Source organism: Clostridium sp. (assembly GCF_029267215.1).
Classification (GTDB): Bacteria; Bacillota; Clostridia; order Clostridiales; family Clostridiaceae; genus Sarcina.
Genome location: NZ_JARIDH010000030.1, coordinates 1 through 23,553, shown reverse-complemented (window position 1 = coordinate 23,553; position 23,553 = coordinate 1). Strand labels below are relative to the sequence as shown.

Annotated in this window: 23 protein-coding genes; all 23 read left to right on the top strand. The window is 29.5% G+C overall.

Annotated features, from left to right (window positions below; genetic code table 11):
• The first annotated feature begins 38 nt into the window (after positions 1 to 38).
• The 23 genes from tsf (at position 39) to rpsO (ending at position 23,501) form a co-directional block, all read left to right on the top strand.
• On the top strand, positions 39 to 950 hold the full coding sequence (tsf, locus tag Q1K13_RS04805; RefSeq protein ID WP_300348089.1) for a translation elongation factor Ts: 912 nt from the start codon (positions 39 to 41) through the stop codon (positions 948 to 950).
• A gap of 94 nt (positions 951 to 1,044) precedes the next feature.
• The gene (gene pyrH, locus Q1K13_RS04800; protein WP_300348088.1) at positions 1,045 to 1,758 is read left to right on the top strand and encodes a UMP kinase; all 714 of its coding nucleotides are present in this window, start codon (positions 1,045 to 1,047) and stop codon (positions 1,756 to 1,758) included.
• A 13-nt stretch (positions 1,759 to 1,771) separates the two neighbouring features.
• Positions 1,772 to 2,329, top strand: a complete 558-nt coding sequence (gene frr, locus Q1K13_RS04795) for a ribosome recycling factor (protein WP_300348086.1) — start codon at positions 1,772 to 1,774, stop codon at positions 2,327 to 2,329.
• A gap of 69 nt (positions 2,330 to 2,398) precedes the next feature.
• Positions 2,399 to 3,160, top strand: a complete 762-nt coding sequence (gene uppS / locus Q1K13_RS04790; protein WP_300348085.1) for an undecaprenyl pyrophosphate synthase — start codon at positions 2,399 to 2,401, stop codon at positions 3,158 to 3,160.
• A gap of 18 nt (positions 3,161 to 3,178) precedes the next feature.
• On the top strand, positions 3,179 to 3,970 hold the full coding sequence (locus tag Q1K13_RS04785; protein ID WP_300348083.1) for a phosphatidate cytidylyltransferase: 792 nt from the start codon (positions 3,179 to 3,181) through the stop codon (positions 3,968 to 3,970).
• A gap of 181 nt (positions 3,971 to 4,151) precedes the next feature.
• Positions 4,152 to 4,856, top strand: coding sequence for a LytR/AlgR family response regulator transcription factor (locus Q1K13_RS04780; protein ID WP_300348082.1), 705 nt, complete (start codon positions 4,152 to 4,154; stop codon positions 4,854 to 4,856).
• Positions 4,857 to 4,866: 10 nt separating this feature from the next.
• Positions 4,867 to 6,180 carry a sensor histidine kinase gene (locus Q1K13_RS04775; RefSeq protein WP_300348081.1) on the top strand — a complete coding sequence of 438 codons (1,314 nt, stop codon included), beginning with the start codon at positions 4,867 to 4,869 and terminating at the stop codon, positions 6,178 to 6,180.
• Complete coding sequence (locus Q1K13_RS04770; protein WP_300348079.1) at positions 6,173 to 6,946, top strand: YhfC family intramembrane metalloprotease; 774 nt, start codon at positions 6,173 to 6,175, stop codon at positions 6,944 to 6,946. Before Q1K13_RS04775 ends, Q1K13_RS04770 begins: the two co-directional genes overlap by 8 nt.
• 14 nt (positions 6,947 to 6,960) lie before the next feature.
• The gene (locus tag Q1K13_RS04765) at positions 6,961 to 7,353 is read left to right on the top strand and encodes a DUF3887 domain-containing protein (protein ID WP_300348078.1); all 393 of its coding nucleotides are present in this window, start codon (positions 6,961 to 6,963) and stop codon (positions 7,351 to 7,353) included.
• Between the two features lie 475 nt (positions 7,354 to 7,828).
• Positions 7,829 to 8,983, top strand: a complete 1,155-nt coding sequence (locus Q1K13_RS04760; protein WP_300348077.1) for a 1-deoxy-D-xylulose-5-phosphate reductoisomerase — start codon at positions 7,829 to 7,831, stop codon at positions 8,981 to 8,983.
• An 11-nt stretch (positions 8,984 to 8,994) separates the two neighbouring features.
• On the top strand, positions 8,995 to 10,002 hold the full coding sequence (gene rseP, locus Q1K13_RS04755; RefSeq protein ID WP_300348075.1) for an RIP metalloprotease RseP: 1,008 nt from the start codon (positions 8,995 to 8,997) through the stop codon (positions 10,000 to 10,002).
• A 13-nt stretch (positions 10,003 to 10,015) separates the two neighbouring features.
• Positions 10,016 to 11,071 carry a flavodoxin-dependent (E)-4-hydroxy-3-methylbut-2-enyl-diphosphate synthase gene (gene ispG / locus Q1K13_RS04750; protein WP_300348107.1) on the top strand — a complete coding sequence of 352 codons (1,056 nt, stop codon included), beginning with the start codon at positions 10,016 to 10,018 and terminating at the stop codon, positions 11,069 to 11,071.
• Between the two features lie 75 nt (positions 11,072 to 11,146).
• Positions 11,147 to 15,484 (top strand): PolC-type DNA polymerase III, encoded by a 4,338-nt coding sequence (locus Q1K13_RS04745; protein ID WP_300348074.1) that lies wholly within the window; start codon positions 11,147 to 11,149, stop codon positions 15,482 to 15,484.
• Positions 15,485 to 15,717: 233 nt separating this feature from the next.
• On the top strand, positions 15,718 to 16,182 hold the full coding sequence (gene rimP / locus Q1K13_RS04740; RefSeq protein WP_300348072.1) for a ribosome maturation factor RimP: 465 nt from the start codon (positions 15,718 to 15,720) through the stop codon (positions 16,180 to 16,182).
• 17 nt (positions 16,183 to 16,199) lie between these two features.
• Positions 16,200 to 17,315 carry a transcription termination factor NusA gene (nusA, locus tag Q1K13_RS04735; RefSeq protein WP_300348071.1) on the top strand — a complete coding sequence of 372 codons (1,116 nt, stop codon included), beginning with the start codon at positions 16,200 to 16,202 and terminating at the stop codon, positions 17,313 to 17,315.
• A gap of 26 nt (positions 17,316 to 17,341) precedes the next feature.
• Positions 17,342 to 17,605, top strand: coding sequence for an RNase P modulator RnpM (gene rnpM, locus Q1K13_RS04730; RefSeq protein WP_300348070.1), 264 nt, complete (start codon positions 17,342 to 17,344; stop codon positions 17,603 to 17,605).
• Positions 17,598 to 17,900 carry a ribosomal L7Ae/L30e/S12e/Gadd45 family protein gene (locus tag Q1K13_RS04725; RefSeq protein WP_300348069.1) on the top strand — a complete coding sequence of 101 codons (303 nt, stop codon included), beginning with the start codon at positions 17,598 to 17,600 and terminating at the stop codon, positions 17,898 to 17,900. Before rnpM ends, Q1K13_RS04725 begins: the two co-directional genes overlap by 8 nt.
• A gap of 29 nt (positions 17,901 to 17,929) precedes the next feature.
• Positions 17,930 to 19,969 (top strand): translation initiation factor IF-2, encoded by a 2,040-nt coding sequence (gene infB / locus Q1K13_RS04720; RefSeq protein ID WP_300348067.1) that lies wholly within the window; start codon positions 17,930 to 17,932, stop codon positions 19,967 to 19,969.
• A 21-nt stretch (positions 19,970 to 19,990) separates the two neighbouring features.
• Positions 19,991 to 20,341: a 30S ribosome-binding factor RbfA gene (gene rbfA / locus Q1K13_RS04715; RefSeq protein ID WP_300348066.1), complete on the top strand. Its 351-nt coding sequence runs from the start codon at positions 19,991 to 19,993 to the stop codon at positions 20,339 to 20,341.
• Between the two features lie 3 nt (positions 20,342 to 20,344).
• Entirely contained in the window at positions 20,345 to 21,298 is a 954-nt protein-coding gene (locus Q1K13_RS04710; protein WP_300348065.1) for a DHH family phosphoesterase, read from the top strand.
• Positions 21,299 to 21,301: 3 nt separating this feature from the next.
• Positions 21,302 to 22,189, top strand: coding sequence for a tRNA pseudouridine(55) synthase TruB (gene truB / locus Q1K13_RS04705; RefSeq protein ID WP_300348064.1), 888 nt, complete (start codon positions 21,302 to 21,304; stop codon positions 22,187 to 22,189).
• A gap of 3 nt (positions 22,190 to 22,192) precedes the next feature.
• The gene (locus tag Q1K13_RS04700; protein ID WP_300348063.1) at positions 22,193 to 23,122 is read left to right on the top strand and encodes a bifunctional riboflavin kinase/FAD synthetase; all 930 of its coding nucleotides are present in this window, start codon (positions 22,193 to 22,195) and stop codon (positions 23,120 to 23,122) included.
• A gap of 115 nt (positions 23,123 to 23,237) precedes the next feature.
• Positions 23,238 to 23,501, top strand: a complete 264-nt coding sequence (gene rpsO / locus Q1K13_RS04695) for a 30S ribosomal protein S15 (RefSeq protein ID WP_300348061.1) — start codon at positions 23,238 to 23,240, stop codon at positions 23,499 to 23,501.
• Positions 23,502 to 23,553: the final 52 nt, after the last annotated feature.

Below are 23,553 nucleotides of genomic sequence, written 5' to 3'. Positions count from 1 at the left end.
TCGTTTACCTTTTAATTAAATAGTCAGGAGGAATTTCAATGATAACAGCTAAATCAGTTAAAGAGTTAAGAGAAAAAACTGGCGCAGGAATGATGGATTGTAAAAAAGCGCTAACTGAAACTAATGGAGATATGGAAAAAGCAGTTGAAGTTTTAAGAGAAAAGGGATTAGCAGCTGCAGCTAAGAAAGCTGGAAGAGTAGCAGCTGAAGGTATAGTTAAAACTTTCGTATCAGAAGACATGAAGAAAGGTTCAATAGTTGAAATCAACTGTGAAACTGACTTTGTTGCTTTAAATGAAGAATTTATAGGATTTGCTGGAAGAGTAGCAGAATTAGTTGCTAATTCAGAAGCAAAAACTGTAGAAGAATTATTAGCAGAGAAATTAGAAGGAGATAAAACAGTTCAAGAAGTTTTAACTGAGTTAATTGCTAAAATCGGTGAAAACATGAGCGTAAGAAGATTCGAAAGATTCTCTGTTGAAAACGGATTAGTTCAAAGCTATATCCACGGTGGTGGAAGAATTGGTGTTATGGCTGAGTTAGGATGCGAAGCTTCATCACCAGTATTAGCAGAAGTTGCTAAAGATGTTTGTATGCAAATAGCTGCTGCTAACCCATTATTCTTATCAGAAGCTGATGTTGATCAAGCAGCTTTAGAAAAAGAAAAAGAAATATACAGAGCACAAGCTCTTAACGAAGGTAAACCAGAGCACATTATTGATAAAATGGTAATGGGAAGAGTTAAGAAATACTGTAAAGAAGTTTGTCTTTTAGAGCAAGCTTGGGTTAAAAATGGCGATATGTCAATATCAAAATTATTAGCAGAAAAATCTAAAGAAGTAGGTTCTCCGATAACTATCAACAAATTCGTAAGATTCGAAAGAGGAGAAGGTATCGAAAAGAAAGAAGAAAACTTCGCTGAAGAAGTAGCTAAAATGGGCGGAAAATAATAACATAAGAGAACACACTGTGTTCTCTTTTTTTTAGAATATATACAAAAAATATTAACAAAAATAGAGAATTTCAGCGTTTTGGAGGTTTGAGATGGGAACTTGTAAATACAAAAGAGTTATGCTTAAGTTATCAGGAGAAGCTTTAGCAGGAGAAAATGGTTTTGGAATAGATTTCAATATAGCAATGAATATAGCTAAGGCTGTAAAAGAGCTTGTTGATATGGGGGTAGAAGTTGGAGCTGTTGTAGGTGGCGGAAACATATGGAGAGGCAGAAGTGGAGAAGGAATGGACAGAACTACTGCTGACTATATGGGAATGCTAGCTACTTCAATAAATGCCTTAGCACTTCAAGATTCACTAGAATCTTTAGGTGTACACACTAGAGTTCAAACTGCTATAGAAATGAAAGAGATAGCAGAACCATACATTAGAAGAAGAGCTATGAGACACTTAGAAAAAGGCAGAGTAGTAATATTTGGAGCAGGAACAGGAAACCCTTATTTTTCAACTGACACAGCAGCGGCTTTAAGAGCAGCTGAGATAGAAGCTGATATAATATTGTTAGCTAAAAAAGTTGATGGAGTTTACGATAAAGATCCACATAAATACGATGATGCTAAAAAATATGATGAATTATCATATATAGAAGTACTTGAGCAAGGATTACAAGTAATGGATTCAACTGCAACATCACTTTGTATGGACAATAACATTCCTATATTAGTATTTGCTTTAGATCAGCCTGAAAATATTAAGAAGGCTATCTTAGGAGAGAAGATAGGAACAATAGTAAGTAAAAAATAAGGAGGATTTTTAAATGATTAAAGATGTTCTTAAAAAATCAGAAGAGAAAATGAACAAAACTATAAATTCTTTAAACTCAGAACTAGCTACAATGAAAGCTGGAAGAGCTAATCCAACTATGTTAGATAGAATACAGGTTGAATACTACGGAAGTATGTGCCCTTTAAACCAGGTAGCTAATATATCATCACCAGAACCAAGATTATTAGTTATAACACCTTGGGAAAAGCCAATGCTTAAAGAAATAGAAAAAGCTATATTAAAGTCGGATTTAGGAATAAATCCTAATAATGATGGTGCTATAATCAGACTTTTAGTTCCAGAATTAACTGAAGAAACAAGAAAGAACTTAGTTAAAAATGTAAAGAAAGCTGGAGAGCAAGCTAAAGTTGCTATAAGATCTATAAGAAAAGATGCAAATGATAAGATTAAAAACTTCAAAAAAGAAGGAACTCTTACTGAAGATGAAATGAAAAAGGGCGAAGAAGACGTTCAAAAAGTAACAGATAAATTTGTTAAAGAAATAGATGTTATAGTGGCAGCTAAAGAAAAAGAGATTATGTCAATTTAATTTAAAAAAACCTGCTCTTTAGCAGGTTTTTTTGTTATTTAAAGATATGTTTTTAAGGAGGAACCTTCTATGCTAGATATTTTTAGTAAAAAAGGAAAAGAAGATTCAAAAGAAATAGTTTTAATAGAAGAGAAAATGCCAAAGCATATAGCAATAATAATGGATGGTAATGGAAGATGGGCTAAAAAAAGAGGTCTTCCAAGAACTATGGGACACAGAGCTGGTGTTAAAACTATAAAAACTATAGTAAAAGAATGTGATAAATTAGGCGTTAAATACTTAACTTTATATGCGTTTTCTACTGAAAATTGGAAGAGACCAGAAGATGAAGTTAATGCTCTTATGAAGTTAGTTGTGGAATTCGTAAAAAATGAAATTGAAGAATTACATAAAAATGGAGTAATAGTTAAAACTATTGGAGATTTATCAAAATTTCCTGAAGAACCAAAGAAAGCTATATTAGGAGCTATTGAAAAAACTAAGAATAATACTGGTGTAGTTTTATCTTTAGCATTAAATTATGGTGGAAGAAATGAAATTATTAGAGGAGTAAAATCCATAGTAGAAGATGTTAAAGAGGGAAAAATAAGCTTAGATGACATAGATGAAACTATGTTTGAAAACTATCTTTATACTAAAGGTATGCCAGATCCAGATCTTATAATAAGACCAAGTGGAGAACAAAGATTAAGTAACTTCTTATTATGGCAGTGCGCTTATTCAGAGTTTTGGTATTCTAAAATAAATTGGCCAGATTTTAATGGAGATGACTTAAGAAAGGCAATTTATGATTTTCAAAATAGAGATAGGAGATTTGGCGGAATTAAATAAAATATGGAGGTGATTTCAGTGAAATCAAATAGCAGATATTTAGGAGCCCTTATAATAGCACCATTTATTGCTTTCATATTCCTAGGAGGAGTGTGGTTAAAAGGTTTTACTATAGCATTATCGGTTGCTGGTTTATATGAATATTATAAAACAGTTAAGGTGGCAAAATTAAAACCAATATCTATTGCAGGATATATACTTTTAGCCTTATACTACTTAACTTCAAATAATTTTGAGATGTTATCATTTTTTATAATAATAGGAACTTTTATTTTGTTATGTGTTCCTATACTTGATATTGAATATACTTTTATAGATGTTGCTGTAACAATTTTAGGATTTATTTACGTAGGAGTTTTCTTTAGTTTTATATATTTAGTAAACACAAAAGAAAGTGGACAATATCTAGTTTGGCTAATATTCTTATCATCATGGCTTTGTGATACTACAGCATATTACTCAGGTAGATTTTTTGGTAAGCATAAATTATGTCCAAAAGTTAGTCCTAAAAAAACTATAGAAGGGTCTATAGGTGGGATAATAGGTAGTACATTAGCCTGTGGTATATTTGGAATAGCTATTTCAGGAAGTGTTTCAATACCAGTTTATCATTATTTTATAATAGGAATACTTTGTGGTGTGTTCTGTCAGTTTGGTGATTTAGTTGCATCATCAATAAAAAGATATGCTGGAATAAAAGATTATAGTAATTTAATACCAGGACATGGTGGAATATTAGATAGATTTGATAGTATCTTATTTGCAGGTACTGTGGTATTCTTCTATTTAACACTTGTATTAAAATTTTAATGCTTTAGATTTTTCTAAGGCATTTTTTTATGCGTAAATTTAGAATTTACTGTATTAATTCTGTAAGTTAGTCATGAAAATCAATACCTTATGTAATATATATTGTAATTAGAAATTTGAGATTATATAATTTAAATAACATAAGATACAAAATTTAGAAATTTATCCATGGAGATTTTAAATGATAAGAATTGCAATATGTGATGATAATAAAAGAATAGCAGAAAAAACTAAAGAATATGTAGAAAGTTGGGAAGGTGAAAAAAGCATATGTATATATCATAGTGGAGAAGAACTTTTAAAAGAAAAAAGAACTTTTGATTTGATTTTTTTAGATATAGATATGCCAGAGATTGATGGCATAGAAACTGCTAAAAACATAAGAAAATATAATAAATGCGTAAAAATAATATATCTAACAAGTTTTACTGAGTATGTAAATTTAGCTTTTCAGGTTCATGCCTTCGCTTATTTAAATAAACCTATAAATGAGGAAGAAATACACAAACAGCTAAAGGAGGTTACTTCTTATATGAGGGAGGAAAGAAAAGATGAATTTATAAAGTTCATTACATCGGAAGGTGTTGTAGAATTAGATATTAAGAATATATATTATTTTGAATATTTTAATAGAAAAGTTAATATTAAGACTAAAGAAAAAACTTATGTTATTAAAGATAAAATAACTACTATTGGGGATAAAATGAAAAAACATAATTTTTTAATGCCGCATAAAAGTTTTGTGGTGAATTTATTGCATGTTAAATCTTTAAAGGGATATGATATTTTAATGATGGATGGAACAATAATTCCATTATCTCAGAAAAAGGCTGTTGATTTTAGAGAAAAGCTTAATGTATTTTTAGAAAGCTGTATTTTCATGTAGGTGTATAGATATGATGAATAATGCAATTTATCTATTAGCTACTGTAGTAAATATAATATTAGGTTTTTTTTCTACATTTATAGTTTTTGATTTTTTTAAAAGATTTAATAGAAAGATATTTTACCCTAAATATCTTTATGTAATAGCTTATTTGATTTTTACTTTGACTTTGTTTTCAATAGGTATTTTAAGTGGGAGCGGAACAATAAATCTATTTGTAACATTTATAGGGATTTTGATTATAGGACATTTTCTATATAACAAAGAAAAGATATACCTATTATATTACAGTATATATGTTGTAATGTTATTTTTAGCTCAATCTCTAGTAGCTTTAATATTTAATATTTCATGTGTTTTTTTAAAAATTAATTTTTACAATACAATAGTTTATGGAGTAACTTTATCTACAATAACTCAGTTTGTTTATTTAGGGTTATCAAGGGCATTTATAATATTGTTTAAAAATAGAAAGATTAAGAAAATAAGTAGGGTTCAATATTTAAACTTTTTTGTTTTACCTGCTTTTAGCACAATATATATAATCACCTTACTTATGTATTTACAAACTTATATGGGGGTTAGTGATGTTATTTTAATAATCTTTAATATAATTTCACTTATAATTTTAAATCTTTTCATTACAGATGTTTTTGAATCTATATCTAGAAATAATGAGCTTCAAAATAAGATTAAATTTTATGAGGAGCAATCTAAAATTCAATATGAGTATTATAATTCTTTAGAAAATAATTATAGAAATTCTAGAAAAGTTATTCATGATATAAAAAATCACCTTCAAATAATAGAAGATTTATATAAGGGTAAGGAATATGATAAAGGAAATGAATATGCAAAGGATATGTACAAGCTTTTGGATAGTTTTTCTCAAAAAATATATGTAAATAATAGAACCTTAAACTTAATTATAAATGATAAGATGCTTAAGGCTAAGGAGAATGGAATAAATTTAGAGTGTAAAATTGGAGATATAAATATTGATTTTATGAAAGATATTGATATAACAACAATTTTTGCAAATTTACTTGATAATGCCTTAGAGGAACAATGTCTATGTAAAGAAGAAAGAAAAGTATTTTTAAAGATTGATTCTTTTAATCAATTCATAATAATAAACTTAACAAATAATTTAAGTAGTAAATTAGTAAAGGGTAAAAAATTCTTTAAGTCCATGAAGAAGAATCATTGTGGATTTGGACTTGAAAACGTAAGTTTAGCTTTAGAAAAATATGAAGGGAACATGAGAATAGATACTGAATGTGGTGAGTTTAAAATTAATATAATTATTCCAGTTAATGAATAGAGGGAAATTTATAGTGGTATCAATAAGCTTAGTGGTTAGTCTTTTTTTAAATGTATTTATATGTTTTTTAATACCTTTAGTTGCAAGTGGTTATTTTATATTTAAAAAGAAGAGGTACATGAAGGCTCTTTTTATAGGGGGATTGACATTTTTAATATCTCAAATTTTTCTTAGGATCCCACTTATAAAAAATGTTTTAAGTAATATGAATTGGTATATAGAAATTTCAGTGCTTTATCCAATTTTATATATTATGTTTTTATCATTATCAGCAGGGGTATTTGAAGAAATAGGAAGATACTTAGCTTTTAAAATAGTACTTAAAAATAACAAAAGATGGATTGATGGAATTGCTTTTGGTATTGGACATGGTGGCATAGAGGCAATAATATTACTTGGAATACCTAGTTTAATAACACTGGTTAAGGTTATTTCATTAAATTTAGGATATTCTTCTAAGGTGAATACAGAAATTTTAATTAAACTATATTCTATGAATATAGAAGTTTTAATAGGGGGAGTAGAAAGGATATTAGCTATTATAATTCATGTTGGATTAAGTCTATTAATTTTATATGGAATAAATAAAAAAGAAATAAGATATTTATTCATAGCTATAATGTTACATGGATTAGTAAACTTTTGTGCAGTATTTTTAGGACAGTTAGGTGGAAGTGTATTTATTGTAGAATGTGTTATAGGTATATTTGCATTGGGTTTTCTGATCTTTACTTTTAAATCTAAAAAAATATTTGAAAATTTTTAAGGAGTGTATTAAAAATGAAAAAAATTACGTCTGTTTTAATGGTTGTTTTATGTGGAATATTATTTATAGGATGTGGAGCCTCTAAGTTAAGCTCTAATTATAATGAAAAGGACTTAAGGACAGCTTCAGAGAATATTGTTAATTTTTTAGTAGAAGGCAAGTATGATGATATTGTTAATATGGGAGATGATGAGTTAAAATCTAAGCTAACAACTGATATGATAAAAAAAGCATATACTCCTTTACAAGATAAACTTGGAAAATACAAGGAAATTGAGAAAATAGTATTCCAAGAAAAAGATGGTATAGCAATAGCCGTTGTAATAGCGAATTATGAAAATGGAAAAGCTCAATTTACATTATCATTTAATACTCATATGAAAATGGTGGGAATATATATGAAATAAAATCTATTGGTAAATATAAAATGAATTTTATTAGTATTATAATTAGATAAATCATATATATAAATCATAGATAGGGATTCTTAAAATAGCAGTAAAAAGGTATAGAATAGTCTATGCCTTTTTATATTGTCTTATTTTAAAGTTTAGAATTTTTAATAAATATTACTTTAATTATGTATAAGTAGAATATTAATAGTTAAAATTAATATATTTATTATGTAGATAGTAAAATAAATCTGTGTTATTTAAAGTACAAATTTAATTAAGTATATCTGAAGAGTTAGCTAAAATCAACACCTTCTTAAAACAGAGCTTAAAAATAAAATTAATAAAGAATATGTTAATATTTATTAAGAGAAGTACATAATAAATGTATATTATTGTATTTATGGGTATAATGATATAAAATAATATAATAGGCTAAGTTGATTAATTTAGTCTAGTATGTTTAAGGAATTACTTAGGAGGAAAGAATATGAAAAGAATATCTATACTAGGAGTAACAGGCTCTATAGGAACTCAAACATTAGATGTATTAAGATTTCATAAAAATGAATTTGAATTAATTGGTATAACTGCTAACAGAAATATAGATTTAACTTTAGATATAATAAAGGAATTTTCACCTAAATATGTAGCTATAAATCATAAGGAATCTTATGAAAAGTTAGTTAATTTAGTTGCGAATGAAGGATTAAAATGTGAAGTTATCTATGGTATGGAAGGTTTAATAAAAGTAGCAACTTTAGATGAAATAGATATAGTTGTAACTTCAGTTGTAGGAATGATTGGTTTAAGACCAACAGTTGAAGCTATAAGAAAAGGAAAAGATATTGCTTTAGCAAATAAGGAAACATTGGTTGTTGCTGGAGAACTTGTAATGAGAGAAGCCAAAGAACATGGAGTAGCTATACTTCCAGTTGATTCAGAGCATAGTGCAATATTCCAATCATTACAAGGAAATTCACATAATAAAATTGATAAAATACTTTTAACTGCATCAGGCGGTCCATTTAGAGGATTTAATTTAGAAAAGTTAAAAGAAGTTACACCTGAAAAAGCTTTAAAACATCCTAAATGGAATATGGGTCAAAAAATATCAATAGACTCATCAACTTTAATGAATAAGGGATTAGAAGTTATAGAAGCACATTGGTTATTTGATTGTCCATATAAGGATATAGAGGTTGTAGTTCATCCTCAATCAATAATTCATTCAATGGTTCAATATACTGATGGGGCAGTAATTGCTCAGTTAGGTGTTCCAGATATGAAGTTACCTATTCAATATGCTTTAAACTATCCAAATAGAGAAGTTAATATAAGTGAGAAATTAGACCTATTTAAAATTAGAGAATTAACTTTTGAAAAGCCTGATTTAGATACATTTAAATGTTTAAAATTGGCATATGAAGCAGGTGAAAAAGGAAAACTTATGCCTACAATTTTAAATGGTGCTAATGAGGTATGTGTAGAATTATTCTTAAAGAAAAAAATAACATACCTACAAATACCAGAAATAATAGAAGAATGTATGAATAAATTTGATTACAACAAAGAGGTAACTCTTGATAATGTAATAGAATTAGACCATATTGTAAGAAAATATATATATGATAAATATAATTAGGAGGGGAAAGGGTGTATATAATTTTTGCATTATTAGCATTTAGTGCCTTAATATTAATTCATGAGCTAGGACATTTTATTCTTGCTAAGGTAAATGGAATTTATGTTGAAGAATTTGCAATTGGTATGGGACCTAGACTTTTTGGTTTTAAAATCAATGAAACAGAATATAACTTAAGAGTGCTTCCTTTTGGAGGATTTGTCAGAATGCTTGGAGAAGAAGAAGATAGTAATGATTCAAGAAGTTTAAGTGCCAAAAGTCCAATACAAAGAATTTTAGTTATGGGAGCAGGAGCATTTATGAACTATGTGCTTGCACTTATAATTTTTTCAGGGATGGCTATGCATAATGGCTATGTAGAAAATAAGGTTATAAATATTGTTCCAAATTCGCCAGCTCAAGAAATAGGAATTGAAAAGGGAGATGAATTCCTAAAAATAGATGGACATAGAATATATACAACTAAAGATTTTACTGTTGGTTTAGCTTTAGCAAAGGGAGAACCTGTTAATTTAGAGATAAAAAGAGGAAATGAAGTTTTAAATAAAACAGTTAAACCTATGGTTAATGAAGAGGGAATGTATCAAGTGGGAATAGGATATGGAGTAGTTAAAGATCCTTCTTTAATTCAGGGAATAAAGTATGGATTTAATGAAACTAGAAGTCTTATATCACAGGTATTTATATCATTAAAGAGTATGGTTACAGGTAATCTTAACTTTAAAAAGGATGTTGGTGGTCCTGTTACAATAATAAAAATGTCAGGTCAGGCTGCTAAGGCTGGAATAGAAACTTTACTTTGGTTTATGGCATTTTTAAGTGTTCAATTAGCTGTATTTAATCTTTTACCATTCCCAGCATTAGATGGTGGTAGAATATTTATAGAGCTTATTCAAATGATAACAAGAAAAGAAATTCCATCTAAGTATGTGGATGCTGTAAATACAGTAGGTTTTGCACTACTTATGGGCCTTATGGTCATAGTAACTATAAAAGATATAATATTCCCGGTAATATAAAAATCAGGAGGAAATACTAGTGAATAGAAAAGAAACTAGAAAAGTTAAAGTTGGAAATATATATGTTGGAGGAGACTTTAGAGTTTCTATTCAATCAATGACTAACACAGATACAAAAGATATAGAAGCAACTGTAAAACAGATAAAATCTTTAGAAGAGGCTGGATGTGATATAGTTAGATGCGCAGTTTTAGATATGGAAGCTGCAGAATCTATAAAAGATATAGTTGAAAAAATAAACATACCTTTAGTTGCTGATATACATTTTGATTATAGATTAGCTTTAAAAGCTATAGAAAATGGAGTTTCTGCCATAAGAATAAATCCAGGTAATATTGGAAGTAGGGAAAAGGTGGAAGCTGTTGTTAAAGCTTGTAAAGAGAAGAATATACCTATAAGAATAGGAGTTAACTCAGGTTCTTTATCAAAAGAACTTTTAGAAAAGTATGGTAAACCTACCCCTGATGCCCTAGTTGAAAGTGCATTAGAACATGTTAAAATATTAGAAGAATTAGATTTTCACGATATAGTAATATCAATGAAATCATCTAATGTTGAAACAATGATAGAAAGTTATAGAATAGCTTCACAAAAAACAAATTATCCTCTTCACTTAGGGGTTACTGAGGCTGGTACACCTTGGAGAGGAACAATAAAATCAGCTATAGGAATAGGAACATTACTTTCAGAAGGTATTGGTGACACAATAAGAGTTTCTTTAACAGGAGATCCAGTTGAGGAGATTAAAGTAGGTAAAGAAATTCTTAAAAACTTTGGATATGTAAAAGAAGGAATTGAGTTTATATCATGTCCTACATGTGGAAGAACTCAGATAGATTTAATAAACATAGCAAAAGAGGTTGAAGAGAGACTAGCAAACTGTCAGAAACAAATTAAGGTTGCAGTAATGGGATGTGTTGTAAATGGCCCAGGAGAAGCTAGAGAAGCTGATATTGGAATAGCTGGAGGTAAGGGAGAAGGACTTATCTTTAGAAAAGGTGAAGTTATTAAAAAAGTAAAAGAAGAAGATTTAGTTGAAGAACTTATAAAAATAATAGAGACATTATAATTAAAGGAGGGAGTAATATCCCTTCTTTATGTCGTATATGGCTTTTTTATTTATAAGATAAAGGAGGCTTAGATTTTGAGTAATGAGTTTGTAAAAAGAATTAATAAATCTATAAAATCAGATGAAAATCTGAGCGATTTAGAATTTGAAATAAGTAAGTTTCAATTACTTAAAAAGAGTAACACTTTAAGAACAATAATAAAAAGCAAAGAACAGTTTACAGAAGAACAAAAAAATCTTGTAAAACAATACATAAAAAAAGCTATTGGATTTGATGTAAATATAGAAATTATGTATTACATAGATATTTCAGATATATCACTAGATACTATTGTCAAGGAACATTGGAATCATATATGTGAAAAAATTATAGCTAATCATCCAGTTTTAAAAGGAATTTTAATGGATTCTCCAAAGACTGTTGAAGGAAATAAAATTATAATAAAAAATGGTTCTGAATTCTTAAATAACTTAGTTTCTAGAAAAGGAATTGATGGAGAAATAAAAAAATATATAAAATCTTTCTTTGGAATTAGTTCTTTTGTGGAATTTAAGTATGATGAAAGTTTAGAAAATAAAAATTATAACGAAGAAAAGTTAAATGAAAATAAAGAGATTGCTAAAAAAGTAATAGAGCATATGAAGAAGGAAGCTTCAAAAGAAAAGCCTGTGAAAAAGGAATCTACTGACAATAAACAAAGAAATAGAGTATCTTATGAAAAAAGATCATATAAAGATGAGCTTAAAAATGAAAATACTATACTTGGAAGAAATATTCAAGGAGATAGCATAGATATTTGTAAAATAGATATGGGATCAGGAATTGTAACAATAATTGGAGATGTATTTAAAACTGAAATCTTTGAAACTAAGACCGGTAGAATAATACTTACATTCTTCATAACAGATTATACAAGTTCTATTGCTGTTAAATGTTTCTTAAGAGATAAGGATAAGGATACAGTTTTAGAAAATGTTAAGAAAGGCCTTTATTGTAAAGTAAGAGGGGAAGCTACAATGGACCCTTATGCTAAAGAAGTTGTAATAATGGCTAGAGATATAAATAAATTAACAAAAATAGAAAGAATGGACACAGCTGAAGAAAAAAGAGTAGAGCTTCATATGCATACTACAATGAGTTCAATGGATGCAATAACATCTGCCAGCAAAATAGTTGAGAGAGCAGCTAAATTTGGTCATAAGGCAGTGGCAATCACAGATCATGGGGTTGTTCAGGCTTTTCCAGATGCTCAGATTGCTGCAAAGAAAAATAATATAAAAGTTATTTATGGAGTTGAGGGATATTTAGCTGACAATGGAACACCTATTGTTTTAAATGGAAATGAGGAAAGTTTTGATGACGAATATGTAGTTTTTGACTTAGAAACAACAGGATTCTCAAGTAAAAATGATAAGATTATAGAAATTGGAGCAGTTAAGTTAAAAGGTGGAGAAATAGTAGATTCATTTAGTTCATTTGTAGACCCTGAAATGATGATTCCATATAAAATAACAGAGCTTACAAGTATAACTCAAAATATGGTTGATGGTAAACCTAAAATAAGTGAAGTTTTACCTAAGTTTATAGAGTTTGTAGGGGATGCAGTATTAGTTGCCCATAATGCTGCCTTTGATGTGGGCTTTATTAAGAAAAATTTAGCTGATATGGGAATGGATCTTAAAAATCCTGTTATGGACACAGTTCCTCTTGCAAGATATCTTTATCCAGAATTAAAAAAAGTAAAATTAAACCAAGTGGCTAATCATTTAGGAATAAGTTTAGATAATCACCATAGAGCAGTTGATGATGCTAAGGCAACAGCTGATATATTAGTTTTTTCATTTAAAAAGATGAAAGAAGAGATGGATATTCATGATGTTAAATCATTAAATGAAAAATATTTATCTAACATAGATGTGAGAAAACTTCCTCTTCACCACATAATAATATTAGCTAAAAATCAAATTGGAATTAAAAATTTGTATAAACTTGTTTCTATGGCTCATTTAGATTACTTTGCTAGAAGACCAAGACTTCCTAAAAGTTTAATAAGTGAATATAGAGAAGGTCTTATTATTGGTTCTGCTTGTGAAGCTGGTCAAGTATTTAAATCTGTTTTAGAGGGGAAATCTCAAGAAGAGTTAAAGGAGATTGCTTCATTTTATGATTATTTAGAGATTCAACCAATTCAAAACAATGAATTTCTTATAAGAAAAGGAAATGTAAAAGATGAGGATGAATTAATAGAATTAAATCAAAAAATATATGATTTAGGAAAAGAGATGGGTAAACCAGTAGTAGCTACTTGTGACTGTCATTTCCTAGATCCTAATGATGAAGTGTTTAGAAGAATAATAATGGCTGGGCAAGGATATAGTGATGCAGATAACCAACCACCATTATATTTTAGAACTACAAATGAAATGCTTAAAGAATTTGAATATTTAGGAGAAGAGGCTTGTAGAGAAGTTGTTATAGAAAATACTCAAAAGATAGCTGACATGGTTGATGTGGTAAAACCAATACCAGATGAAACTTTCCCACCTAAAATTGAAGGTGCAGAGGATGATATAAGAAATATGACTATGAATAAGGTTCATAGCATATATGGAGAAAATCTCCCTGAGGTTGTTCAAAAGAGACTTGATAAAGAATTAAATTCTATAATAAACAATGGATATGCGGTTTTATATCTTATAGCACAAAAACTTGTTGCAAAATCATTAGAAGATGGATATTTAGTTGGTTCAAGAGGATCTGTTGGCTCTTCTTTTGTTGCAACAATGTCAGATATAACAGAGGTTAATGGATTACCACCTCATTATGTTTGTCCTAATTGTAAAAAATCAGAGTTCTTTTTAGATGGATCTGTAAGTTCAGGGGCTGATTTGCCAGATAAAATTTGTCCGGATTGTGGAGCACAATATATAAAAGATGGTCATGACATACCTTTTGAAACGTTCCTTGGTTTTGAAGGAGATAAAGAGCCTGATATAGATCTTAATTTCTCTGGAGAATATCAAGCTGTTGTACATAAATATACAGAGGTTTTATTTGGAAAAGGATATGTATTTAAAGCTGGTACCATAGGTACGGTGGCAGAGAAAACAGCATACGGATATGTTAAAAAATATCTTCAAGAAAGAGATATAGTTGTATCACAAGCTGAAATAGAGAGACTTACAATAGGATGTACTGGTATAAAAAGAACAAGTGGTCAGCATCCAGGTGGAATCATGGTTGTGCCAAGTGATAATGAAATATATAATTTCTGTCCAATACAACATCCTGCCGATGATGTAAATACAGATATAATAACAACTCATTTTGATTATCACTCAATAAGTGGTAGACTTCTTAAACTTGATATACTAGGACACGACGACCCTACTGTTCTTAGAATGCTTCAAGATTTAACAGGATTGGATCCTAAAACTATACCTTTAAATGATCCCAAAGTTATAAGTTTATTTACATCACCAGATGCTTTAGGGGTTACTAAGGAAGAATTAGGATGTGAAGTTGGTAGTTATGGACTTCCAGAGTTTGGTACTAAATTCGTTAGACAGATGCTTGTTGATACTCAGCCAAAGAGTTTTGCTGATTTAGTGAGAATATCTGGTCTTTCTCATGGTACAGATGTTTGGCTTAATAACGCACAGTATTTCATAAAAGAAGGTTATACAACACTAAAAGATTGTATAGCAACAAGAGATGATATCATGGTTTATTTAATGTATAAGGACTTACCACCTAAAACAGCCTTCACTATAATGGAGAAAGTAAGAAAAGGTAAAGGGCTTTCAGAAGATGATGAAGCTTTAATGAGAGAAAAAAATGTTCCTGATTGGTATATAGAATCATGTAAAAGAATAAAATACATGTTCCCAAAAGGACACGCCGTTGCATATGTTATGATGGCTGCTAGAATAGCTTATTATAAAGTTTATTATCCAGAGGCTTATTATACAACATATTTCACAGTAAGAGCGGATGATTTTGATGCTGATTTAATATGTAAAGGGGAACTTGCAATAAAAGATAAAATGGAAGAATTAAATAAATTAGGGAACAATATATCAGTAAAGGAAAAAGGGCTTCTAACAATTTTAGAACTTTCATATGAAATGTATAAAAGAGGAATAAAATTCTTAAAAGTTGATCTATATAAATCAGAAGCTGTTAAGTTTAAAATTGAAGAAGATGGAATAAGACCTCCTTTAAATGCTCTTCAAGGAGTTGGAGATAATGCGGCTAAAAGTATAGTTGAATGTAGAGTAAATGGAGAGTTTATGTCTAAGGAGGATTTAAGACTTAGATCTAAGGTTTCTAAGACTGTAATTGAGACTTTAGGACATCATGGATGTCTAGAAGGAATGCAAGAAAGCAATCAACTTAGTTTGTTTGGTTAAGTTTAAAAAAATCTTGTAATATAAAATATACTATGTTACTATAATAGTAGAAGTTTTTTACTAATAGTTTGAGGTAAAGGAGTGGGACGGTAAAGCCCGCTCTTTCTATTTGCAACGCAACTTAGAAAAAAAGTTGCGTTTTTGCATACCTATTATTATATAAGTTAATAGGTATTTACTTTATTGGATACAATAAAGAAGAGAGTCAAAACTTAATAAGGGAGGGATGTATAATGAAAAAAGAACAACTTGAAGCTGGGCTTGAAGCACTTTGTGCTCCTATAGTTGAAGAAAAGGGATACAGCCTATATCACATAGAATATGTAAAAGAAAATAATGAATACTATTTAAGATTATATATAGAGAAGCCAGAGGAAAGAATATCACTAAGAGATTGTGAAGTAGTAAGTAGAGCATTAAGCGATATGCTTGATGAAAAAGATCCAATAAAGGATGCATACTTCTTAGAAGTATCATCAACAGGACTAAACAGAAAGTTATATACTGATGAACATTTTAAAAGATTTATTGGAAGTGAAGTTTTTGTTGGATTTAAGAGTTCTTTAAGTGGTAAAAAAAATGTAAAAGGTATTCTTAAAGATGTACAAGAAGATACTATAATAATTGAATTTGAAGGAAACGATGTAAAAGTTCCTAAAGAGAAAATTAAGACAGCGAACCTTGAAGGGGAGATATAATTAAGGAGGGTTTTAAAATGAACGAAGAATTTCTAGGGGCATTATCTGAGATAGTAAAAGAGAAAGGTATTTCAGTAGAAGCTTTATTAGAAACAATTGATGATGCTATAATAGCAGCATATAAGAAAAATTTTTCAAATTCAGGAACAACAGCACAAAATGTAAAAGTAAAACGTGATGAAAAATCAGGTGAAATACATGTTTATGCTCAAAAAGTTGTAGTTGATGAAGTTTATGATGATGTAACAGAAATAAGCTTAGAGGATGCTAAAGCAATAAATCCTATATACCAATTAGATGATGTAGTTGAAATAGAGGTAACACCTAAAAACTTTGGAAGAGTTGCAGCACAGCTTGCTAAGCAAATGGTAATTCAAAGAATAAAAGAATCTGAGAGAAATGTAATTTACTCAGAATTTGCTGAAAAAGAATTTGATATATTACCAGGAACAGTAATAAGAAAAGATAAAGGTAATGTATTTGTTGATTTAGGAAAAGTTGAAGGTGTTTTAGGACCAAATGAACAAATGCCTACAGAAAAGTATAATTTCAACGAAAAATTACAATTATATGTAGTAGAAGTTAAGAAAACATCTAAAGGTGCTTCAGTTTTATGTTCAAGAACACATCCAGGATTAGTAAAAAGATTATTTGAATTAGAAGTTCCAGAAATATATGAAGGAATAGTAGAAGTTAAGAGCATAGCTAGAGAAGCAGGTTCAAGAACTAAAATAGCTGTATTTTCAAATGATGAGTCAGTAGATGCTATGGGTGCTTGTGTTGGACCAAAAGGAGTTAGAGTTCAAAATATAGTTGATGAGCTTAAAAACGAAAAAATAGATATAATAAAATGGAATAGTATTCCAGGGGAATATATAGCTAATGCTTTAAGTCCAGCAAAAGTTGTCAGTGTAGAAGCTGATGAGGAAACTAAGTCAGCTAAGGTTATAGTAGATGATAGTCAATTATCATTAGCTATAGGTAAAGAAGGACAAAATGTTAGATTAGCAGCTAAATTAACTGGATGGAAAATAGACATAAAAAGTAAATCTAAAGCTGAAGAATTAGCAACTGAAGAGTTATTAAATGAAGAGCCTGTTGTTATTGAAGAAGAGATAATAATAGAAGAATAATTTCTTCTAACTTTGGAGGTGACAAAATGAAACCAAAAAAAATTCCAATGAGAATGTGTAATGGTTGCATGGAGATGAAGCCTAAGAAAGAAATGATAAGAGTAGTTAAAAATGCTGAAGGTGAAGTTTCAGTGGATTTAACTGGTAAAAAGTCTGGAAGAGGAGCTTACATCTGCAAAAATGCTGAATGTTTAGAGAAGGCATTTAAGGCAAAGAGATTAAATAAGAATCTTCAAACAAATATAGATAATGAAGTCTACGACAGATTGAGAGATGAGATAAATGGATAAATTTCTTAATTTTTTAGGGCTTACTAAAAGAGCAGGAAAACTTTTGGAAGGTTATAATAAATGTGAGGAAGAAATAAAAAGGAGTAAGATATATCTTTTTATATTTTCTAACAACATGTCAAACCGTACGAAAGAAAAATTTGTATTATACTGTGAACAGTATAATATACCATATATTGATAGTTTTTCAAAAGAAGAATTAGGATATAGTATTGGTAGATATGAAATTAATATACTAGGAGTAACTGATGAGAATATGGCAAAAAAACTTTTGTCATATTCTAATAATAATTAGTTCATCTAAATTTTTTCGGGGGTGAATATATGTCAAAAATAAGAGTTTATGAATTGGCAAAAGAATTAAGAGTTCCAAGTAAAGTTCTTATAAATGTATTAATGGATGAGTTTGGCGTTGAGGTTAAAAACCACATGAGCGTTATAGAGGATGAAGATGCGGCATTAATAAAAGAACTTTTAGCAGGAAGTGAAGGAAGTAGTGAGTTAGTTGAAGAATATGAAGCTGAACTTGCTGAAGAAGTAAACAACGTTGCTAAAAAGAAAAAGAAGAGAAAAAAAGGTGATCAAGAGGATTCATCAGAACAAGCAGTTGAAGTAATTGAGATAGGAAAAACTATAACAGTTAAAGAATTAGCTGAAAAATTAAATAAACCAGTTAATGATGTTATAAAAACTCTTATCTTCACTGGTGTAATGGCTGCAATAAACCAAGAAATAGATTTTGAAACGGCTGAAAAAGTTGCAGAAAAATACGAAGTTGCAGTTTATGAAAAAGAGGAAGAAAATACTTTAGAAGAGTTTGAAGAAGACTTAGAAGTTGAAGAAGAAAACTTAGCTAAGAGACCTCCAATCATAACAGTTATGGGGCATGTCGATCATGGTAAAACTTCATTACTTGATGCTATAAGAAAAGCAAAAGTAACAAGTACAGAAGCTGGTGGAATTACTCAACATATAGGTGCGTACACTGTTGATGTAAATGGTGAAACTTTAACATTTTTAGATACACCAGGACACGAAGCTTTCACAGCTATGAGAGCTAGAGGAGCTCAAATAACAGATATAGTTATATTAGTTGTTGCTGCTGATGATGGAATCATGCCGCAGACTGTAGAAGCTATAAACCACTGTAAAGCAGCTGGAGTTCCTATGATAGTTGCTATAAACAAAATGGATAGAGAAGGTGCTAACCCAGAGAGAGTTAAACAAGAATTAACCGAACATGGATTAGTTGTTGAAGATTGGGGGGGAGACATAATTTCAGTACCAGTTTCAGCTAAAACTCAAGAAAATATAGATACATTACTAGAAATGGTTCTTTTAACTTCAGAAATGCAAGAATTAAAGGCTGATGCTAGCAGAAGAGCTAAAGGTACAGTTGTTGAAGCTAAGCTTGACAAAGGTAGAGGAGCTGTTGCTACATTGCTAGTTCAAAATGGTACATTAAATATGGGAGATTCAATAATAGTTGGTTCAACTTATGGAAGAATCAGAGCTATGTTTGATGATGCTGGAAAGAAAATAAAATCAGCTGGACCATCAATCCCGGTTGAGATATTAGGACTTTCAGAAGTTCCAGCTGCTGGAGATAGATTCACAGTTGTTAAAGATGAGAAGACTGCTAGAAACATGGCTGAAGCTAGAAAAGAAAAACTAAGACAAGAAAGTTTTGCTACTTCACATAGAGTTTCATTAGAAGATTTATATAGTCAAATAAAAGAAGGTGCTGTTAAAGAACTTTCTGTTATAGTTAAGGCTGACGTTCAAGGTTCAGTAGAGGCTATAAAAGCATCATTAGAGAAATTATCTACTGATGATGTAAAAGTAAGAGTTATACACGGAGCTGTTGGGGCTATAAGCGAAACAGATATAACTCTAGCTACAGCATCAAATGCTATAGTAATAGGATTTAACGTAAGACCAGATAATAATGCAGTAGTTGCTGCTGAGAAAGATGGTGTTGATGTTAAAACTTATAGAGTAATATACGATGCTATAGAAGATATAAAATCAGCTATGATAGGTATGTTAGATCCAGAATACAAAGAGGTTGTATTAGGAACTGCTGAAATTAGAGCTACTTACAAAATTTCTAATGTTGGAACAATTGCTGGTGGATATGTATTAACTGGTAAATTAGTTAGAAATGCTGATGTAAGAGTTATAAGAGAAGGTATTGTAATATTTGAATCTAAATTAGCATCATTAAAGAGATTTAAAGATGATGTTAAAGAAGTAAATTCTGGATATGAATGTGGATTTAGTGTAGAAAAGTTCAACGATATCAAAGAAGGCGATATAATAGAAGCATATACTATGGAAGCTATCGAAAGAAAAGAACTTTAATTTTATAAAGAGGTGATTCCTATGGCTAACTTCAGAGGAAAAAGAATTAACGAAGAAGTAAGAAAAGAAATAAGTGATATCATAAGAAATCAAGTTAAAGACCCTAGGTTAACAGCTATGGTTAGTGTAACTCAAGTTGAAGTTACTAAGGATTTAAGATACGCTAAAGTTTTTGTTAGCCTATTCGCTAAAACTGAACAAGAAAAAGAGGAAAGCTTAAAAGCTCTTAAAAATTCAGCTGGATTTATAAGAAGAGAAGTTGGAAATAGAGTTAAGCTAAGAGTTACTCCTGAAATATTATTTGAAGAAGATAATTCTATAAATAATGCAATGTACATAGAGTCATTGCTAAATAAAATCAAGGAGAAATAAAAAATGAGATTACATGATGTAATATCAATTATTGATAAGAGTAAAAAGATTGGTATAACATGTCATGTATCTCCAGATGGTGATGCCTTAGGTAGTGTATTGGGACTGCTTCAGGGGTTAAGAAATTATGGTAAAGAAGCTTATGTTATCTCTAAAGACTTAGTCTCAGATAACCTAGGCTTCCTGCCATATAGTGAGGAAATAACTGGAGAGGTTATAAAACCATCAGAAGATACTGATTGTGTTATAGTTTTAGATTGTGGAAATTTAGAGAGAATTTCTGCTGATATAAGTGAATTTGAAGGAAACTTAATGAACATAGACCATCATCTATCAAATGACAAATATGGTGTTGTAAATTATGTTGATACAGAAGCTGCAGCCACTGCTGAAATAATATATATGTTATTAAAAGAAATGAATATTTCTATGAATGAAAGTATTGCCAAATGTTTGTATACATCTTTAGTAACAGATACTGGTTCTTTTAGATACTCAAATTCAACTGAAAGAACTCATATTATTGCAGGAGATTTAGTTACTTATATAAAACATGATCAAATTCATAGAAATATATTTGACAATAAACCTTTTGTTAAAATGAAATTAATGGCTTTAGTTTTAGATGATATGAAATTAGTTTGTGACAATAAAATAGTTCTCATGAGAATAACTAAAGAAATGTTAAATTCTTTAGGAGAAGAAGTTCAAAATAGTTCTGATGTAGTATCTTTGGGAAACCAAATTAAAGGAGTTGAAGGTTGCATACTTCTTAAAGAGGTTGACGAAGGGGTTAAGGTTAGTTTTAGATCAAAGGATACTTTAGATGTTAGAAAAATAGCAGAAAATTTTGGTGGCGGCGGTCATACAAAAGCTGCAGGAGCTTTTATAAAAGAGGTTGATTTAGAAGAGGCAGAGAAGAAAATAATAGAAATACTTAATAAAGAGATGGTGTAATATATGAATGGGGTAATTAACATATATAAAAATACGGGAATGACTTCATTTGATGTTGTTGCTATGGTTAGAAAAGTAGCTAAGATGAAAAAGGTAGGACATACTGGGACTTTAGATCCAGCAGCATCCGGGGTTTTGCCAGTTTGTCTTGGAAGAGCTACAAAAATCATAGATTATATAATGGAAAATCAAAAGGTTTATAGAGTAAATCTAAAGCTTGGAATGATAACTGACACATATGATTTAGATGGGAAGGTCTTAGAAACTAAAGATGCTTCTAATATAAGTAAGGAAGAAATAATAGATTGCATAAGTACATTTTTAGGAACAATAGATCAAGTTCCACCTATGTATTCTGCTTTAAAACAAAATGGAGTTAGACTTTATGAACTTGCTAGACAGGGAATAGAAGTTCATAGAGAAGCAAGAAAAGTTACTATTTATTCTATAGAAAATATTGAAATAGAGTCTACTGATAATATACAAATGGATGTTTGTTGTTCTAAGGGAACATATATAAGAAGTCTTTGTTATGACATTGGAGAGAAATTAAATGTTGGTGCAACAATGACTGCTTTGGAAAGAATAAAAAATGGGCCATTTACAAAAGAAGAAGCTATTAATATAGAAGATTTAAATGAAGAACTTTTAGAAAAACATTTAATATCTATGGAAGAGGCATTAAATTCTTTTGATAAAATGTTTGTAAATGAGAGATTTGGAAAGCTTTTAAGAAATGGTGTTAAAGTTTTTGACAGTAGACTTTATAATAATCAAGATATTGAATTTGAAAAAATTTATAGAGTTTATGTTGAAGGTGGAAGGTTTTTAGGATTAGGTAAAAGGGAAGAAAAAGGATTTAAGTTAGAGAAGTTGCTGATAGAGGAGTAGTAAATGGTTTTAATAAACAGTGATTTTAAGAGGGTTGTTCAAAAACAGACTTATGTTGCATTAGGAAGTTTTGATGGAATTCATAAAGGTCATTTAGCTTTAATAAACAAAAGTATTGAGTTAGCTAAAAAAAATGATTCTTTAAGTATGGTCTATACATTTAAAAATCATCCAAGAACATTAATAAATAAAGGTGGAGCTCCTAAACTTATAATTAATTTGGAAGAAAAAACAGAAATGCTTCAATATTTAGGTGTTGACTTAAGTGTTTTTGTTGAATTTACAAAGAAGTTTATGAGTTTAGAACCAGAAGAATTTATAAATAATCTTATAAAAGAATATAATGTGAAAGGCATAGTGGTTGGATTTAATTATAGATTTGGTTATAAGAATAAGGGTGATGTTAATTTTTTGAAAGAATTAGTTTTATCTAAAGGGGTTGAATTATATATAATAGATCCATTTACTTATAAAGATGATGTTGTGAGTTCAACGAGAATAAGAAATGCTGTTTTAGAGGGCAGAATGTATGAGGCTTATAATATGTTGGGTAGATATTTTTCATTAAAAGGAGAAGTGGTAGGTGGAAAAAGAATAGGAAGAACTATTGATTTTCCAACTGCCAATATAGATATAAATAAAAAGATTGTTCTTCCTAAAATAGGCGTTTATTATACAAATGTAGAATTAAATGGTGAAGTTTATAAAGGGATAACATCAGTTGGGAATAATCCAACGGTTAATGGTAAAAATATAACAGTAGAAACTCACATACTAGATTTTGATGAAGATATATATGGTAAAGAAATTAAACTTTATTTTATAAGTAAAATAAGAGATGAAAAGAAATTTAATTCTTTGGAAGAGTTAAAATTACAATTAATTAATGATAAAAACTTCGCGGAAAAAAGTAACATAAAAATTTATTTGTAATAAAGATTTACAAGGAAAGAGAGTTTTGATATAATCATATAGAACCTAACTCTAAGATTGAAGGGTAACCGTCTTTTTTCTTGGAACTAGGGGATAATTTATCGGAGGTGTAACAATGGATAAAATGAGAAAACAAGAAATAATTGCTAAATTCGGAAGACACGAGGGAGACACTGGATCACCAGAGGTTCAAATCGCGTTATTAACAGAGAGAATAAACTCTTTAACTGATCACTTAAGAACACATAAGAAAGACCACCACTCAAGAAGAGGTCTTTTAATGATGGTTGGACAAAGAAGAGGATTATTAAACTACTTATATGAGCAAGATATCGAAAGATACAGAGCTATAATCAAAGAATTAGGATTAAGAAGATAATTTAGTAGAGCGGGTTTTTTACCGCTCTATTATTTTAAAAATATTAATATTG